Here is a 15,812-nt window from a genome sequence, read left to right as displayed (position 1 = left end):
CGATGCACGTGGCGGTCCAGGCGATTGATCGGGAGAGCTGGCGCGACGGGGTGGCCTCCGACGGGACACGGCTGATCCCGGAGGAGACGCCGATCGCGCTGACCTATAATGGCGGCACCTATGCCGTCATGATGGGGACGCCGCAGAATCTCGAAGACTTCGCCGTGGGCTTCAGCCTCAGCGAAGGCATCGTCAAATCCGCCGACGACATCCAGTCGCTCGAGGTGGTTCGCCTCGATGACGGCATTGAGTTGCGGATGTGGCTGGCCTCGGAAGATGCCGGACGCATGAGCGAGCGTCGGCGCCATATCGCCGGGCCCACGGGCTGCGGCATCTGCGGCATCGAATCGATTGCCGAGGCCGTGCGCCCTGCAGCGGTCGTGCCGCAGGGGCAGACCTTCACGCCGGACAAAATCATGACGGCGATGCAGGGCATTGCTCCCCTGCAAGCAATCAACATGCAGACCCGCGCCGTGCATGCAGCCGCGTTCTGGTCCCCTGCCCGCGGCATCGTCGCGCTGCGCGAGGATGTCGGCCGCCACAACGCGCTCGACAAGCTGGCCGGCGCGCTGGCGCGCAGCCGTACGGATGCGAGCGGCGGCATCGTGCTGCTGACCAGCCGCGTCTCGGTGGAGATGGTGCAGAAGGCGGCCGCGATCGGCGCGCCGGTGATGGTTGCGGTCTCCGCGCCCACCGCGCTCGCCGTGCGCACCGCGGAAGCCGCCGGCATCACGCTGGTTGCGATCGCCCGGCAGGACGGATTTGAAGTGTTTACGCATGGCGGCCGCGTGGCCTGTCGTGCCACGGAGGTTGCCGATGTCGCCTGACCGCCTGATCTACATGGCCAACCAGATCGGCAAATTCTTCCAGAGCCAGGGCCAAGACAAGGCCGTGCCGGGGATCGCCGAGCACATCAAGAAGTTCTGGGATCCCCGGATGAAGCGCGCGATCTTCGCACATCTCGACGCCGGCGGCGCAGGGATGGAGCCGAACGTTCGCGAGGCCATCGCGTCGCTGAAGCAGGCTACTGCCCTTCCAACAACGCCTTGAACACGCGCCGCACCTCGCTCTGGGTCTCCTTCACGCGGGCTTCGAGCGATGAGAAGTCCGGCGCGTCGCCTGCCCGCTCCATCACGCCCTGAAGGTCGACACCGGCGGTCTCGGGCTTGAAACGGTCGCTGACGCAGAGGCGCAGGATCTGGGTCAGGTCGTGGTAGAGCCGCGCGGCCGCGCGCAGGCACTCGGTCTCCGACTGCGCGAGCACGCCGAGCCTGGCAGCGTTCTCCAGCACCTGCATGGTCGAGACGTCGAGGATCTCCGGCTTGTCATGCGCGTGGACGAGCTGGAGATATTGCGCGATGAAGTCGATATCGACCATGCCGCCGGCGGCATATTTGAGGTCCCAATAGTCGGTCTCGCCCTTCTCCTGCGCAATCGCGCGCCGCATGTCGGCAACGTCGTTGGCGATCGTGACGGGATCGCGTCGCCGCGTCAGCACCTCGCGGATGACGGTCTCGATCCGCGCACGGAATTGCGGCGAAGCCGACACGACGCGGGCACGCGTCAGCGCCATGTGCTCCCACGTCCAGGCCTCGTGCGCCTGATAATCGGCGAAGGAGGCGATGCTGGAAGCCACCGGGCCTGCGCGGCCTGACGGACGCAGCCGCATATCGATATCGTAGAGCACGCCGTAATTGGTCCGCGTCGTGAAGGCGCTGATCAGGCGCTGGGTGAAGCGCGCGAAATAATGCGCGCCCTGGAGCGACTTTGGACCGTCTGAATCCGGATCGTCCGCATCGAAATCATAGAGCAGGATCAGGTCGAGATCGGACGACGCCGTCATCTCGCGGCTGCCGAGCCGGCCCATCGCGATGATCGCGGTCTCCTGCCCCTTGATCCGGCCATGCTGGGCGGCAAAGCGATCTGCGACCAGTCCATGCACGGTGTGCACGATGCCCTCCGCGACGTCTGCGAAGGCGGTGCTCGCCTGCTGTGCGGAGACCGTGCCCGAGAGGATGCGCGTGCCGATCAGGAACAGGCTCTCCTGCCCGAACAGGCGCAGGCGGTCGAGGAATTCCTCGTAGGAATCCGCATCTTGCACCGTGGCCGCAAGCCGCGCTGACAACTCCTGCCTGTCAGGCATGGCGCCGAAGAAGCGCGGATCGATCAGGCCGTCCATCAATTGCGGCTGCCGCGCCAGCATCTCGCCGAGCCGGGGAGCGGCGCCCAACACCAGCGCAACGAGGGCAACGAGATCGCGGTTCTGGCTGAGCAGCGTGATCAGCCGCCCGCCGCGCTGCAAGGCTTGCAGGAAATGATCGAACGCTGCGACCGCGCGGTCCGGCTCCTCGGCATGGGCAAGGCCGTCGATCAGGGCCGGCACGAATTCGACGAAGGCGCCGCGGGTCGCCTTGTTACGGAACACGCGGTAGTCGCCGGTGATCCAGTCGCGCACGGTCTGTGCGACAGTGGCGGGCTTCTTGAAGCCGAGCGTCATCAGCTGCTGCAAGAGGCGCGGGTCGTCGGGGCCGGCACCATAGTCGATCGCCGGCAACTTGGCCGTTCCGGTCGGATCGCCCTCGAACAGCTTTTCGTAGTGGCCCTGGACGATCGCGAGCTGGCGCAGCAGGTCGCGCGCAAAGGCTTCGCGGCTCTCATAGCCGAGGAACCAGGCAAGACGCTCCACGGCCTCCTTGTCGTCAGGCAGCGCGTGGGTCTGTTCATCGGCGATCATCTGGAGGCGATGCTCGACCCGGCGCAGGAAGTGGTAGGCGGCGGTCAGCTCGTCGCGCGCCTGAAAGGTGATCCAGTTGCTGTCGGCAAGCACGTCGAGAGCTGTGAGCGTCGGCCGCACGCGCAATGCCGGATGGCGTCCCCCGGCGATCAATTGCTGGGTCTGGGCGAAGAACTCGATCTCGCGGATGCCGCCACGGCCGACCTTCACGTTGTGGCCTTCGACCGCGACCTCACTCTGGCCGCGATAGGTCTGCATCTGCCGCTTCATGTCGTGGACATCGGCGAGCGCGGCGAAGTCGAGATGCTTGCGCCAGACGAACGGCGCGATGTCGGCGAGCAGCGCTTCGCCTGCAAGGAGGTCCCCGGCACAGGCGCGGGCCTTGATCATGGCCGCGCGCTCCCAGGTGCGCCCTTCCCGCTCGTAGTAATGCAGCGCCGCGTCGCGCGAGATCGCGACTTGCGTCGAGGACGGATCGGGACGCAGCCGCAGATCGACGCGGAACACGTAGCCGTCATAGGTGCGCTGTTGCAGCAGGCGCGCGAGCCCCTGCGTTACCCGCACGAAGAAGGGCTGCGGCTCGATGTCGGGCGCAAGCGTTGTCGCGTCGGGATCGAAGAACACGATCAGGTCGATGTCGCTGGAATAGTTCAGCTCGCCCGCGCCCATCTTGCCCATCGCCAGCACGATCAGGCCGCAGCCTTCTTCCGGAGCTTCCGGATCGCGCGGTGAGAGCTTGCCGCGTGCGGCGTCCTGCCGCAGCAGGAACCGGAGCGCCATCTGGACCGAGGACACCGCGACGTCGGTCAATGCCGCCGTCACCCGCATGACCGGCCAGATGCCGCCGATGTCGCAGAGCGCGATCAGCAGCGCCGCCTCCGATTTCAGGCGGCGAAGCAGCCGCATCACCTCTGCTTCGTCGGACGCGGCGAGCACGGCGTGCCTGCTGTCGTCGATCAGAGCCGCCAGATGTGCATCGGGATCGCATGCGAGCAGCCGGATCAGTCGCGCCGGATCGCTGCGGATCAGGTCGAACAGATAGGGCGAGAATTCCGCGATGCCGGCCAGGATCGGACGAACGAAGGGACGATCGAGCAGCGCCGCGATCGCAGCCGCCTGCTGCGGCTCGAGCTCGGCGAGCCAGGTCTCCAGACGTTGTTCGGCGGTGACGGAAGCGGCAACATGAGGGCCTTCCGCGACGCGTGCGGCGAGGCTCCCATCATGCTTGTCCGCGTTTCCCGGCGCGGAGAGATTCATGCCACCTTCTGTGGCACATCCGGCATTGGGGGAGCAACCCTGTCGCTGCCGCCAGCGCGAACGGGCAGGACCAGCGTCGCGATGAGACCGGGATGGGCATCGCCCAGCTTCAGCTCACCGCCATGCAGCGTTGCAACCGCGGCAGCGAGGCTGAGGCCGAGGCCCGAGCCCGGGAGCGTCCGGCTCGCCTCGAGCCGCACGAAACGCTCCACGGCGTGCTTGCGATCGCCTTCCGGAATTCCGGGACCGCGGTCGGTGACGCTGAGCAGCACGTGATCGCCCTCGCGCCCGGCCTCGATGAGGATCTGTCGGCTGTCCATGCTGACCACGGTTCCCGCGGACTGCGCAACCGGCTTGCCGTATTTGATCGCGTTCTCGACGAGGTTGGCGAGCGCCTGGCTGATCAGTTCGCGGTTGCCATGGACCGGCGCCGGCTCGGCCTTCACCTTCAACGTCATGCCGTCGTCCTCGGCGAGCGGCTCGTAGAGCTCGTGGATGCCGCTGGCGACGTCGGACGCGTCGAAATCATCCATGTTGCCGCGCGCCTGGCCGGACTCGGCGCGGGCGATCATCAACAACGCATTGAAGGTGCGGATCAACCCGTCGGATTCCTCGATGGTCCGCTCCAGCGCGGCGCGGTAATCGGCCTCGCAGCCCGATTTCGCCAGCGCCTCCTCGGCGCGGTTGCGCAGGCGCGTCAGCGGCGTCTTGAGATCGTGGGCGATGTTGTCGGAGACTTCCTTCAGCCCCGCCATCAGGGCCTCGATCCGCTCCAGCATGGCATTGAGGTTTTCGGCGAGACGGTCGAGCTCGTCGCCGCTGCGCCCCACCGGCAGGCGCCCGCTGAGATCGCCGGCCATGATGCGCTGGGCGGTGCCGGTCATCGCGTCGATACGCCTCAGCACCCTGCGCGCCACGAAGATGCCGCCGCCGAGGCCGAGCACCACGACGATCAGGACCGACCATTGCGCCGCCTTGGCGACGATGCCGAACAGCCGCCGTCGCTCGGCGAGGTCGCGGCCGATCAGGAGGCGGAAGCCGTTCTCGAGTTCGGTGACGCGCACCAGCGCACGGTGATCTCGGTCATCGGCATCCTCGATCCGCCGGTAGGCGGTCTCCGACCAGCCGCGCGTCGCCATCACGCCGGGCGCGAGCGAGCCGACATTGCCGGCGATCGCCTGCCCGGTCGGCGTGGTCACGAGGTAGAGGTTGGCGCCCGGCCGCAGCGCCCGGTACTCGATCGCGAGCACGAGGCCGCGCAAGCCACGGCGGCCGTAGATCTCGCTGATCTCCGAGGTCTCGGCATTGACCGTCTGCGTGATCTCTTCGGTGATCAGCCGCCGCGTATTCCAGGCGAAATAGCCGAGCAGCGACGCCGCGAAGATCGCGAACAAGAACAGATAGACCAGCGTCAGCCGGAACGCCGTGGTGCGGATCAGCTTACCGAATGCCGTCACGGATCATGTACCCGGCGCCGCGGATCGTGTGCAGCAGCGGCCGATCGAAGCCCTTGTCGATCTTGGAGCGCAGCCGCGAGATGTGCACGTCGATCACGTTGGTTTGCGGATCGAAATGATAGTCCCAGACGTTCTCCAGCAGCATGGTGCGCGTCACCACCTGGCCTGCATGCTTCATCAGATATTCGAGCAGCCGGAATTCGCGCGGCTGGAGCGTCAGCTCGTCCTTGCCGCGCGCGACGCGGTGGGAGAGCCGGTCGAGCTCGAGATCGCCGACGCGATAGACCGTGTCCTCGGCCGGGCCACCACGACGGCGCGACAGCACCTCGACGCGCGCCAGCAGCTCGGCGAACGAGTAAGGTTTCGGCAGATAGTCGTCGCCGCCGGCACGCAGGCCCTTGATGCGGTCGTCGACCTGGCCGAGCGCGGAGAGAATCAGCACCGGCGTCGAATCGTCCTTTTCGCGCAAGACGCCGATCAACGACAGGCCGTCGCGCTTGGGCAGCATGCGGTCGACCACCAGCACGTCGTAATCGCCGCTCTCGGCCATGGCGAGGCCTTCCTCGCCGTCAGAGGCGTGGTCGGCGATATGACCGACTTCGCGAAACGCCTTGACGAGATAATCGGCGGATTCGCGGTCGTCTTCGATGATGAGGAGGCGCATCGTGCGGTCGGCGGCGGTCAAGGAGGTCAGCCCTTCTGTCAACATGGCGCGGTCGGCAATCGCATGCAAGCGGAGCGGGAGATTCTCACGACGGGAAAAGAGCGGGCGGTGAAGCTGGGGGACCTCACCGCCCTTAGGCCCTTCCGACGGAGGGGGGCGTATTCCACCGGAAGGTAGGGTGGGGAAGCGGTGTTGCTCCGCTCCCCGGAAGGGGGCCCGCGGCGGGGGCGACTAATGCCGACGGCTCCCTTCATCTCTTAAGGCCTCCTGATCCTCAGCCCTTGGCGAGGGGGATTGCGACGAAGCGCGACTGGCCGCCGCTCTTCACGCGCATCAGGACGCTGTTCTTGTTGTCGGTGCGCGCCGCGTTGATCGCGTCACGCACGTCGCCGGCGGTGCTCACGCTCTTGCCGGCGACCTCGAGAATCACGTCGCCTTCCTTGAAGCCGCGCTCGGCCGCGGCGCTCTTCGGATCGACCTCGGTGACCACGACGCCGTCCTTGCCGGCGCCGGCTACGCTGTTGGCCGGAGCAACCGTCATGCCGAGCTTCGGCACGTCGGTGCCGCGGGTGGGCGCCTTGCTGTTGTCGTTGTCGGTGTCGGCCTTGGCCTCGACCGTGTTCGGCAACTGGCCGAGGGTGAGGTTCAAGACCTTGTCCTGGCCCTTATGCAGCACGTTGAGCTTCACGGTCGCACCGGGCGCCATGCCGCCGATGGTGCGAGCGAGCTCACGGGCGTCCTTGACGGACTCGCCGTTGACCGCGGTGATGACGTCGCCGGACTCGATGCCAGCCTTCGCCGCCGGACCGTTGGCCTGCGGCTCCGCCACCAGCGCACCTTCGGCCTTCTTCATGCCGAGGCTGTCGGCGATGTCGGAGGTAACGGGCTGGATCTGCACGCCGATCCAGCCGCGGGCGACCGAGCCCTTGTCCTTGAGCTGGGCCACCACGCTCTTCACCGTCGCGGCCGGAATCGAGAACGCGATGCCGACGCTGCCGCCGGAGGGCGAGTAGATCGCGGTGTTGACGCCCATCACCTCGCCGTCGGTGTTGAAGGCCGGACCGCCGGAGTTGCCCTTGTTCACGGGCGCATCGATCTGGATGAAATCGTCATACGGACCATTGCCGATGTCGCGGCCGCTGGCCGAGACGATGCCGGCAGTCACGGTGCCACCGAGGCCGAAGGGATTGCCGACCGCCAGCACCCAGTCGCCGATCCGCGGCTTGCCGTCGGACAGCTTTGCGAACGGGAAGTTGGAGCCGCCCTCGACCTTGATCAAGGCGAGGTCGGTGCGCTGATCGGTGCCGATCACCTTGGCGTTGTAGGTCTTGCCGTCGTCGGTCGTGACCTCGACCTTGTCGGCGCCGTCGACCACGTGGTTGTTGGTCACGGCAAAGCCGTCGGCCGAGATGAAGAAGCCCGAGCCCTGGCCGGTCACGGCACGCCCGCCGCCGCGCGGTCCGCGCAGGCCCGGGATGCCGTCCTGCCCGCCAAAGCGGCGGAAGAAGCGCTCCATCGGCGAGCCCGGCTGGAACGGCGAATCGTCGCCGTCATCGTTGCTCGCGGCCTTCTCCTTGATGTTGACCTTGACCGAGATCACCGAGGGTTTGACCCGCTCGACGATGTCGGCAAATCCGATCGGACGTTCGACCTTGCGGACCTCCGTGTTGACCTGCGCATGCGCCGGGCTCGAGAACAGGTCGGACGGCGACGTCGACGGGCTGAAGCCATAGACGGCAACGCCGAGGCCAGCGACCACGGAGGCCATCAGCGCGAGTTTGCGGGCAACGAGCAGGGACCGGCGGGGCTGCCGGTACGACGGGAGGGACGAAAGGTCGGGACGGTCAGTCATGCAGGGATCTCCAGGGCCTTGAATTCCTTTTGGCGCTGCTTGGGCAACGCCTTACGGCCTGAAGATGGGGATTTGCGCCTTACAGCGCGCTGGCGGCGGGGTTAAACTTTTGTAATGAAGCCGCAAATACCTGCGGCAGTTTAGCGCAGGCCAAAAATCGTGTTTTCGCAGGAACTTAAGCCGGTTCCGCGAATGGCACGGACGCTTCCCTTTTGGCCCCGCGGGACCTGGGAACGCCTAACCCGATTTCGCCCTGTCGGACAGGAGTTCCGCGAGCTTCGCCTCCTCGTCAGGGGTGAGCGGCGGCGTCACATTTGCTCCCCCTCGCGTACGGCGCCGGATCTGGAGCCAAAGCGCGATACCACCCGCTCCCAGTGCGAGCGGCGTGAGCAGCCATAGCAGCAAGGTCTGTCGCTCGAAGCGCGGCTTCAAAAGGACGAACTCGCCATAGCGCGCCACCAGGAAATCGATCACCTGGGAATTGCTGTCGCCGGCCGCGATCCGCTCGCGCACCAAGAGGCGCAGGTCGCGCGCGAGCGGGGCATCGGAGTCGTCGATCGACTGGTTCTGGCAGACCATGCAGCGGAGCTCGCGCGACAAGTCGCGCGCCCGCGCCTCTTTCGCCGGGTCCGCCATGATCTCGTCGGGCTGCACGGCATAGGCCGCCGGCAGCCCCACAAGTGCAAGCGCAAGGATCGCTGCGATCATCCGGCGCATCGGATCACTCCGCCGGCTGCAAGCGCGGCTGCGCGCGCGCCGGCTTCGGCGCGCCGACGCGAAGGCGCCGATCGGACAGCGACAGCAGGCCGCCGAAAGCCATCAGCACCGGTCCCCACCAGATCAGGAGCACAAGCGGCTTGTGATAAATGCGCACGGCGATCGCGCCTTCGTTGGTGACGTCACCGAGCGAAATGTAGAGCTGGCTCGCGCCGCGGGTCAGGAGCGCGGCTTCGGTGGTCGAGGAGCCGCGCGTGGTGAAGCTCCGCTTCGACGGCGTCATGACGCTGAGCGACTCGCCGTCGCGGCCGACCTCGAACCGCGCGATCATCTCGCGGAAATTCGGCCCCTGCCGCTGGAACAATCCGTCGAGCTTCAATTCATAGCCGGCGACGTGCGCAACATCGTCCGGCTTCATGGTGCCGATATATTCGCTGTTCCAGGTGGTCTCGCAGACGATGCCGATCAGCGCGATGCCGAGGCCGGCATGCGCGAAGGCGGTGCCCCAGACCGAGCGCGGCAGTCCGCGCGCGCGCCGCATCGCCGTTCCGAACGGGGCGCGGAACAGGCCGACGCGTTCGACGAGATCGGTCACCGAGCCGAGGATGACAAACACCGCGAGTGCGATGGCCGGAGGCGCCAGCGCGCTGCCGCCATGCGCCCAGGCCCACACCAGCGCCAGCGCCAGCAGCGCGACGATGCCGGCGGCCAGCAGTCGCTGCGCAGCGCCGAGCAGATCGCCACGCTTCCACGCCAGCATCGGACCGAAGGGAACGGCGATCAGCAGCGGCACGAACAGCGGCCCGAAGGTGAGATTGAAGAACGGCGCACCGACCGAGATCTTTTCGCCGGTCAAGACTTCCAGCCCGAGCGGATAGAGCGTTCCTACAAGAACCGTCGCGCAGGCCGTGGTGAGGAAGAGATTGTTCAGCACCAGCGCGCCCTCGCGCGAGATCGGCGCGAACAGCCCGCCCTGCTTCAGCGACGACACGCGAGCGGCGTAGAGGCTGAGACTGCCACCGATGAAGACGCAGAGGATCAGCAGGATGAAGACGCCGCGCGTCGGATCGCTGGCGAAAGCGTGCACGGAGGTGAGCACGCCCGAGCGCACCAGGAAGGTGCCGAGCAGCGACAGCGAGAAGGTCAGGATCGACAGCAGGATGGTCCAGACCTTGAGCGCGTTGCGCTTCTCCATCACGAGCGCCGAATGCAATAGCGCAGTGCCGGCGAGCCACGGCATCAGCGAGGCGTTCTCGACCGGGTCCCAGAACCACCAGCCGCCCCAGCCGAGCTCGTAATAGGCCCAGTAGGAGCCCATGGCGATGCCGAGCGTCAGGAAGATCCAGGCGACAAGCGTCCACGGCCGTACCCAACGCGCCCAGGCCGCGTCGATCCGGCCCTCAATCAGCGCCGCGATCGCAAACGAGAACGAGATCGAGAAGCCGACATAGCCGAGATAGAGCATCGGCGGATGCACGGCGAGGCCGATGTCCTGGAGCACCGGATTGAGGTCGCGTCCCTCGATCGGCGGATTGGCGATGCGCAGGAACGGGTTCGAGGTGATCAGGATGAAGAGATAGAAGGCGCTCGCGACCCACGCCTGCACGGCGAGCACGTGGGCGCGCAGCGATAGCGGCAGGTTGTTGCCGAAGGCGGCGACGAGCCCGCCGAACAGCGCCAGGATCGACACCCAGAGCAGCATCGAGCCTTCATGGTTTCCCCACACGCCGGTGATCTTGTAGATCAGCGGCTTCATCGAGTGGGAATTCTCGTAGACGTTGGCGACGGAGAAATCCGAGGTGACGTGCAAGGCAACCAGCGCGACGAAAGACGCGCCGACAAACAGCATTTGCGCCAGCGCCGTAGAGCGCGCGACGTTCATCAGCGCGGGATCGCGCAGCCACGCACCGATCAGCGGCACGAAGGACTGGATCAGCGCGAGAGCAAGCGCCAGCACCAGGGCGTAGTGTCCGGATTCCGCGATCACCGCACGGCTCCCTGCGGATTGCCTTGCGCAGTCGTTGCCGCGGGCGTCGCATTGCCCTTGGCGCCGTAATCATCCTTCCAGTGCCCCTGCTTCTTCAGCGCGTCGGCGACGTCCTTGGGCATGTAGGTCTCGTCATGCTTGGCGAGCACGGTGTCGGCCTTGAACACGCCGCTGGCGTCAAGCGCGCCTTCGGCGACGACGCCCTGCCCTTCGCGGAACAGATCGGGCAGGATGCCCTTGTAGGCGACCGGCAGCTTGGCGCTCCCGTCGGCAACTTCGAAGGTCACGGCGAGATTGTCGCCACGCTGCAGCGAGCCCGGCTGCACCAGGCCGCCGAGGCGAAACCGCTTGCCCGGTGCGATGTGCTTCTCCGCGACCATGGTCGGGGTCGAGAAGAACACGATGGAGTCGCGCAGCGCGTTCAGCACCAGTGCTGCGGCGAGCGCGAGCACGGCGAGCGATCCGCCGATGATGGTCATACGTCGCTGCTTGCGCGTCATAGCTGGTCTCTTTCCGCCCTTCCTGCGATCGTCATCCATCGAGCCCGAGATTCTTCAGGCCTTCATTGAGCTGGCGCAGCCGCTCGGCGTCGTTGGCCACCGCCTCGCGGGCGTCGCTGAGCGCGCCCCTCGCCTTGTCGCGCTCGCCCATCACGACGTAGGCGCGCACGAGGCGCAGCCAGCCATCGACGTCGTCGCCGTTCTGCTTGAGCCGGTTGGCGAGCCGATCGACCATGCCGCGGATCATGGCGCCGCGGTCACCTTCGCTCATGTCCTTGGCCGCGGCGATGGTATCGTCCGAGAGCGCCGGCGCGGCGCTGCCGCCGCCGACCCGCGCCAGCGAGGATTGCACGAGCGCACGCCACGGCGCGTCCGGCGGTGCTTTCGCAAGCACCCCGCGCCAGATCGCGGCCGCATCATCCTTGCGGCCGTCCTGCTCGGCGGCAAGACCGAGAAAATAGTTCGCCTTCGGCTCTTGTGCATCGAGCGCGTGCGCGCGCTCGAACTCCGCCTTGGCATCGGCCGTCACGACACCGCCGGCGGCAGCCAAAAGCGCCTCGCCGAGGTCGGACCTCCGCTCCGCGCTCTCGCCATTGTAGGTGAGTGAATTGCGATAGGCGCGCACCGCGTCGTCATAGCGGCCGAGCCGCTCCAAGACCGGCGCAAGCACGTTCCAGCCGCGCCCGTCGGTCGGATTCTTCTCTAGGTGCTGCTCGACCTGCACTACCATGTTCTCGAGCGACTGCTGCATGCCGGGGGCGCGATCGCGCTGCGCCAGCGGAAAGTCGTGCAGCCTCGGCGAGCCGAGCGGGACGTAGACGAGGATCGCGACCAGCGGCAGGCCGACCAGCGCCAGCACGGCCGCCGCGCGGCGCCATTTCAGGCTCGCCCGGCCGTCCAGCGCAGGCTGGCTGTCGGCCGCGGCCAGCAATCGGCGGCCGATCTCGATCCGCGCAGCCTCCGCCTCCGGCGCCGCGATCAAGCCCGCGGCAAGATCACGCTCGATCTCGGCAAGCTGGTCCTTGTAGACGGCAACCTCGCTGCCTTGATTTTCAGTGTCTTGGCCCTGCGCGCGGCCGGCGCGGCCGAGCGGCCAGAGCACGGCGAAAATCGCCGCGACCGTCATCAGCGCGAACACGAACCATAGCGTCATCGGGCAAACTTCCGGCAGCGCGTCGTTCGCGCCTCTTAGGTGGCTTTACACCACGCTGAAGCGGGGCGGCAATTGACAATTGTCAATTTGACGCGACCGAAGCCGGGCCGAAACGGAGACAATCCAACGGCTTAGGCGATCTCGAAATCTGCGCTCTGGGCTGCGTCCTCGCCGTGCCCGTTCAGCGCCTTCAGGAAATAGGTTCCCGGCCCGACCGTTTCCGGCAGCTTAATGCGCAATGCGCCGACGGGAACGGGAGAAGCGATCGTGGTGACCGGATCGGCCAATTGCCGACCACTCGCCCTTTCGACCAGCACCACCTTCGCCTTTTGCATCATTCTGCGATAAGTCGCCGAAATCACGCGGTTCTCGATTTCCACGAAGCTGATGACGGGTTTCATGCGCCCACAAATAGACATTCCAAAATCTTGCGCGCGGACCGTACGTTCCGGCACCGAGCACGTCAACCGTAAATTGTAGGCAGGCTGTTGTGCGCCCAAACTCAGCCGGCGCGCGAGGATTTGCGCTCGCCGGTCAGCGCGCTTTCGGCCGCCCTGCTCATCAGCGAGGCGTAGTCGTCGCCGAACAGCACTTCACAGAAGCGGATGGCGGCGGCCATCTGCTGCTGACGATAGGCGCGGACCTTGTGGTCGGCGGCGCGCAGCGACTGCACCAGGGATTCCGTCGACCGCTCCACATATTGCTGGAGGTCCGAATAGGTGCGCAGCGTCACCTCGTTGATCGCAAGCTCGCTGGCATAGTTGCGGCAGGTCGCGACGAAGTCGATCAGCGCGGCGGTTTCCTCGACCTCGGTGCTGTCGACGCGGGCGCCGGGCGGAATGTCCTTCTCCGCGCGCTGGCGCAGGATGCGGCGGACACGGCCCGGCACGCTGTCGATCTCCGATTGCAGGGCGTTTGAAATATCGGCACGGATCGAGGTGAGCTGCTTGCCCCAGGCGGAATCGTTGCGCAGGTCGAGCTCGGTGCGCAATCCGCGCACGCCGTCATGCAGCGCCTTGAGGTTCTCGGCGATGTTGTCGAAGCGGCCGCGCTTGATGTCGAGCCGCAGCATGGCGGCGAGACAGGACAGGTCATGCAGGGCCATCGTGACCGCCACGCCGAACGGCGTTGCGGCGACGCGGATCTCGTCGTCGGAGGCCGCCATCTTGATGGCGAGGCGGATGATCTGCCAGGGCGCCGTCAGCCGCTGGATCACCATCGACAGCGCAAACGGCAGCATCTGCGGCGTCTGGAGAACGGGGACATTGAGCGCGGCCGTCACCGACGCGATCTGGGAATCGCCGAAGGCCCGCAGGAACCGCGGCAGCTTCTCATTGAGGCTCGCGATGGCCTCGCGAACTCCGAGCACGGCACCGATCGAATAGAGGTCCTCGATGACGTTGGGCGGGCCGACGCGGGCAAGCGCGCGCGACTTGTCGCCACCGCCAGGCCCCGTCAGCTCGAAGATCGCATCGGCCGCGACCACCTGGATCTTCAGGGCCAGAGCCTCTCCGTTGTCGCCCGCCGGCAGCCGGGAAAGCGCGGCGTCGATCTCACTTACCTTGTTAGGAGCACCATCGCGACCGAGCCATTGCCAGATCGGAAGTAGCGAGGAGCGGCGGATCTGCCCGAGGCGGATCGGAATGCCGGCCTCGACAAGGAACGGTTCCAGTGGCTGGTAAAGCAGCCGGGACAGATCCTCCGTGCGCGGCGCAGCGTCTTCGTCGACCTCGGTCTTGCGCACGATCTTGCGCAGCTGCTCGAGCACGAGGGAGGCAACCGCCGTGTCCTGGCCGCGCTCCAGCGCGCGCTCGAACTCCCGCATCAGCAGCGCCTGCGACTGCGGCGGGAGCTGCGCGAGATAGTCTCTCAGCCGCTCGATCGATGTCTGGCTCATGCGCCCGGTATGCACGGTCATGTGGAGGACGAGGGATGCGTCCGGGCGCGATCATAGGAGGTGGCGCGTTAAGAAGGCGTTTAGGAAGTTGCCCAGCGGTGTTGCGTTTTGTGTCGAAACCACATTCCCTGAACGGAAAAAGGCGCACGGGAACAAGGACTAAATACCGGGGAGCACCAGCTCCGCCCGCAAGCCTCCGATCGGCGCGCTGCCGAGCGACAGACTGCCGCCATAGAGCGCGGCGAGGTCGACGACGATCGATAGCCCAAGGCCCGATCCCGGCTTGGATTCGTCGAGCCGCTGCCCCCTGCGCGAGACCTGCGCCCGCTCGGCCTCGGACAGGCCACGGCCGTCGTCATCGACGATGATCCGCAGGCGTGGCCCGGTATCGGGCTTGCCGGGCGCGTCCACCAGCACCTCGACGAAGACGCGCGAGGCCGCCCATTTGCAGGCATTGTCGACGAGATTGCCGACCATCTCCTCCAGATCCTGCCGCTCGCCGCGAAATTTCGCTGATGGATCCGCCTTGGCTTCGACGACGATGCTGCGATCGCGGTGGATCTTCTCCATGGTCCGACGCAGCGCCTCGATCGTCGGCGCCACCTCCGTCACGGTTGCGACGATCGAGACCCTGGCCGCGATGCGGGCGCGCTCCAGGTGATGGGCGAGCTGGTCACGCATGACGTCGGCCTGCTTCATGACCTTCTCCGCGAACGGATCGGCAGCATGGGTGGTGGCCTCGTTGACGATCACCGAGAGCGGCGTCTTGATCGCGTGCGCAAGATTACCGACATGGGTGCGCGCGCGCTCGACGATCTCGCGATTGGCCTCGATCAGCGCATTGGTCTCGCGCGCGAGCGGCGCGATCTCGACGGGGAATTCGCCTTCCAGCCGCTCGGCACGCCCGGAGCGGATGTCGGCGATCGCGTCCGAAATGCGCTTCAACGGCGCAAGGCCGAAGCGGACCTGGAAAACCGTGGTGAGCAGGAGCACGATGCCGAGCGCCGTGAACGTGCCGCCGAGATAATAGTCGAAGCTGCGCGTCTCGTCGAAAATCTCGGTGGCATCGCCGGCGACGCTGACCAGGAACTTGCCGTCGGCGCCGAGATCGACCGGCCGCTCCACCATCCGCAAGGTCTGACCTTCCGGTCCATCGACATAACCGAGCCGGATGCCGGCTGCGGTCAGCTCGACGCCCTGCTCCTCCAGCTTCGGCAGCTTCTTGTCCCAGAGCGAACGCGACGAGCGCACCTCCGGCTTCTCGGTGTCGGTGCGCGTGATCTGCCAGTACCAGCCCGACAGCGGCAGCTCGAACAGCGGCTCGCCGAGCGACTGGAATTGACGGTCCGGCGGCTCGTCGGGCGTGGCCACCTCGGCGATCAGTGTGCGCAGGTAAAGATTGAGCCGGCGATCGAAGGCGCGCTCGGTAGCGTTCTTGTACACCGACGACAGCACGACGCCGGTGATGGCCAGGATCACCACCAGCCATGCCGTCGCCGACAGGAACAGGCGGTTGGCAAGCGAGCTAGCGCGCATTGGATCGATCCCGGCAGGCGCAGGACGGCGGGTGGTCGGAGACGGTCATATCCGACCA

Annotated in this window: 13 protein-coding genes; 2 read left to right on the top strand and 11 right to left on the bottom strand. The window is 66.6% G+C overall.

Annotated elements, in window-relative coordinates; translation table 11 throughout:
• Positions 1–2 precede the first annotated feature (2 nt).
• Both fdhD and QQL28_RS04700 read left to right on the top strand, forming a co-directional pair.
• Positions 3–827 carry a formate dehydrogenase accessory sulfurtransferase FdhD gene (fdhD, locus tag QQL28_RS04705; RefSeq protein ID WP_284261660.1) on the top strand — a complete coding sequence of 275 codons (825 nt, stop codon included), beginning with the start codon at positions 3–5 and terminating at the stop codon, positions 825–827.
• On the top strand, positions 817–1,050 hold the full coding sequence (locus QQL28_RS04700) for a formate dehydrogenase subunit delta (protein WP_284261658.1): 234 nt from the start codon (positions 817–819) through the stop codon (positions 1,048–1,050). Before fdhD ends, QQL28_RS04700 begins: the two co-directional genes overlap by 11 nt.
• Here the strand turns inward: QQL28_RS04700 and QQL28_RS04695 are convergent.
• The 11 genes from QQL28_RS04695 to QQL28_RS04645 all read right to left on the bottom strand — a co-directional run bounded on the left by QQL28_RS04695 (position 1,025) and on the right by QQL28_RS04645 (position 15,754).
• Positions 1,025–3,991 (bottom strand): bifunctional [glutamine synthetase] adenylyltransferase/[glutamine synthetase]-adenylyl-L-tyrosine phosphorylase, encoded by a 2,967-nt coding sequence (locus QQL28_RS04695; protein WP_284261656.1) that lies wholly within the window; start codon positions 3,989–3,991, stop codon positions 1,025–1,027. The two genes, QQL28_RS04700 and QQL28_RS04695, sit on opposite strands and share 26 nt — an antisense overlap.
• The gene (locus QQL28_RS04690) at positions 3,988–5,448 is read right to left on the bottom strand and encodes a sensor histidine kinase (RefSeq protein ID WP_284261655.1); all 1,461 of its coding nucleotides are present in this window, start codon (positions 5,446–5,448) and stop codon (positions 3,988–3,990) included. The genes QQL28_RS04695 and QQL28_RS04690 overlap by 4 nt, the downstream gene beginning before the upstream one ends.
• Complete coding sequence (locus QQL28_RS04685) at positions 5,432–6,112, bottom strand: response regulator transcription factor (RefSeq protein WP_284262472.1); 681 nt, start codon at positions 6,110–6,112, stop codon at positions 5,432–5,434. Before QQL28_RS04685 ends, QQL28_RS04690 begins: the two co-directional genes overlap by 17 nt.
• Before the next feature lie 274 nt (positions 6,113–6,386).
• Positions 6,387–7,964: a Do family serine endopeptidase gene (locus tag QQL28_RS04680; protein WP_284261653.1), complete on the bottom strand. Its 1,578-nt coding sequence runs from the start codon at positions 7,962–7,964 to the stop codon at positions 6,387–6,389.
• Between the two features lie 237 nt (positions 7,965–8,201).
• A complete protein-coding gene (locus tag QQL28_RS04675) occupies positions 8,202–8,681 on the bottom strand; it encodes a cytochrome c-type biogenesis protein (protein WP_284261652.1) in 480 nt (159 codons plus the stop codon).
• A 4-nt stretch (positions 8,682–8,685) separates the two neighbouring features.
• A complete protein-coding gene (locus tag QQL28_RS04670; RefSeq protein ID WP_284261649.1) occupies positions 8,686–10,668 on the bottom strand; it encodes a heme lyase CcmF/NrfE family subunit in 1,983 nt (660 codons plus the stop codon).
• The gene (gene ccmE, locus QQL28_RS04665; RefSeq protein WP_284261647.1) at positions 10,665–11,168 is read right to left on the bottom strand and encodes a cytochrome c maturation protein CcmE; all 504 of its coding nucleotides are present in this window, start codon (positions 11,166–11,168) and stop codon (positions 10,665–10,667) included. The genes QQL28_RS04670 and ccmE overlap by 4 nt, the downstream gene beginning before the upstream one ends.
• A 31-nt stretch (positions 11,169–11,199) precedes the next feature.
• Positions 11,200–12,321 carry a c-type cytochrome biogenesis protein CcmI gene (ccmI, locus tag QQL28_RS04660; RefSeq protein ID WP_284261645.1) on the bottom strand — a complete coding sequence of 374 codons (1,122 nt, stop codon included), beginning with the start codon at positions 12,319–12,321 and terminating at the stop codon, positions 11,200–11,202.
• Between the two features lie 131 nt (positions 12,322–12,452).
• Positions 12,453–12,722 carry a hypothetical protein gene (locus tag QQL28_RS04655; RefSeq protein ID WP_284262470.1) on the bottom strand — a complete coding sequence of 90 codons (270 nt, stop codon included), beginning with the start codon at positions 12,720–12,722 and terminating at the stop codon, positions 12,453–12,455.
• 101 nt (positions 12,723–12,823) lie between these two features.
• Entirely contained in the window at positions 12,824–14,218 is a 1,395-nt protein-coding gene (locus QQL28_RS04650; RefSeq protein WP_284261639.1) for a hypothetical protein, read from the bottom strand.
• Between the two features lie 159 nt (positions 14,219–14,377).
• Positions 14,378–15,754 carry a sensor histidine kinase gene (locus QQL28_RS04645; RefSeq protein ID WP_284261636.1) on the bottom strand — a complete coding sequence of 459 codons (1,377 nt, stop codon included), beginning with the start codon at positions 15,752–15,754 and terminating at the stop codon, positions 14,378–14,380.
• Positions 15,755–15,812 lie beyond the last annotated feature (58 nt).

The organism is Bradyrhizobium iriomotense (assembly GCF_030160715.1).
In the GTDB taxonomy this organism is placed as follows: domain Bacteria; phylum Pseudomonadota; class Alphaproteobacteria; order Rhizobiales; family Xanthobacteraceae; genus Bradyrhizobium; species Bradyrhizobium iriomotense.
The sequence above is the reverse complement of the archived record's forward strand: the minus strand, read 5'-3'. Positions and strand labels throughout refer to the sequence as shown.

Coding starts and splice junctions, on each gene's coding strand:
- QQL28_RS04675 (WP_284261652.1), bottom strand. CDS start 8,681: ATGCGCCGGATGATCGCAGCGATCCTTGCGCTTGCACTTGTGGGGCTG.
- QQL28_RS04700 (WP_284261658.1), top strand. CDS start 817: ATGTCGCCTGACCGCCTGATCTACATGGCCAACCAGATCGGCAAATTC.
- QQL28_RS04680 (WP_284261653.1), bottom strand. CDS start 7,964: ATGACTGACCGTCCCGACCTTTCGTCCCTCCCGTCGTACCGGCAGCCC.
- ccmI (WP_284261645.1), bottom strand. CDS start 12,321: ATGACGCTATGGTTCGTGTTCGCGCTGATGACGGTCGCGGCGATTTTC.
- QQL28_RS04650 (WP_284261639.1), bottom strand. CDS start 14,218: ATGAGCCAGACATCGATCGAGCGGCTGAGAGACTATCTCGCGCAGCTC.
- fdhD (WP_284261660.1), top strand. CDS start 3: ATGCACGTGGCGGTCCAGGCGATTGATCGGGAGAGCTGGCGCGACGGG.
- QQL28_RS04685 (WP_284262472.1), bottom strand. CDS start 6,112: ATGCGCCTCCTCATCATCGAAGACGACCGCGAATCCGCCGATTATCTC.
- QQL28_RS04695 (WP_284261656.1), bottom strand. CDS start 3,991: ATGAATCTCTCCGCGCCGGGAAACGCGGACAAGCATGATGGGAGCCTC.
- QQL28_RS04655 (WP_284262470.1), bottom strand. CDS start 12,722: ATGAAACCCGTCATCAGCTTCGTGGAAATCGAGAACCGCGTGATTTCG.
- QQL28_RS04645 (WP_284261636.1), bottom strand. CDS start 15,754: ATGCGCGCTAGCTCGCTTGCCAACCGCCTGTTCCTGTCGGCGACGGCA.
- ccmE (WP_284261647.1), bottom strand. CDS start 11,168: ATGACGCGCAAGCAGCGACGTATGACCATCATCGGCGGATCGCTCGCC.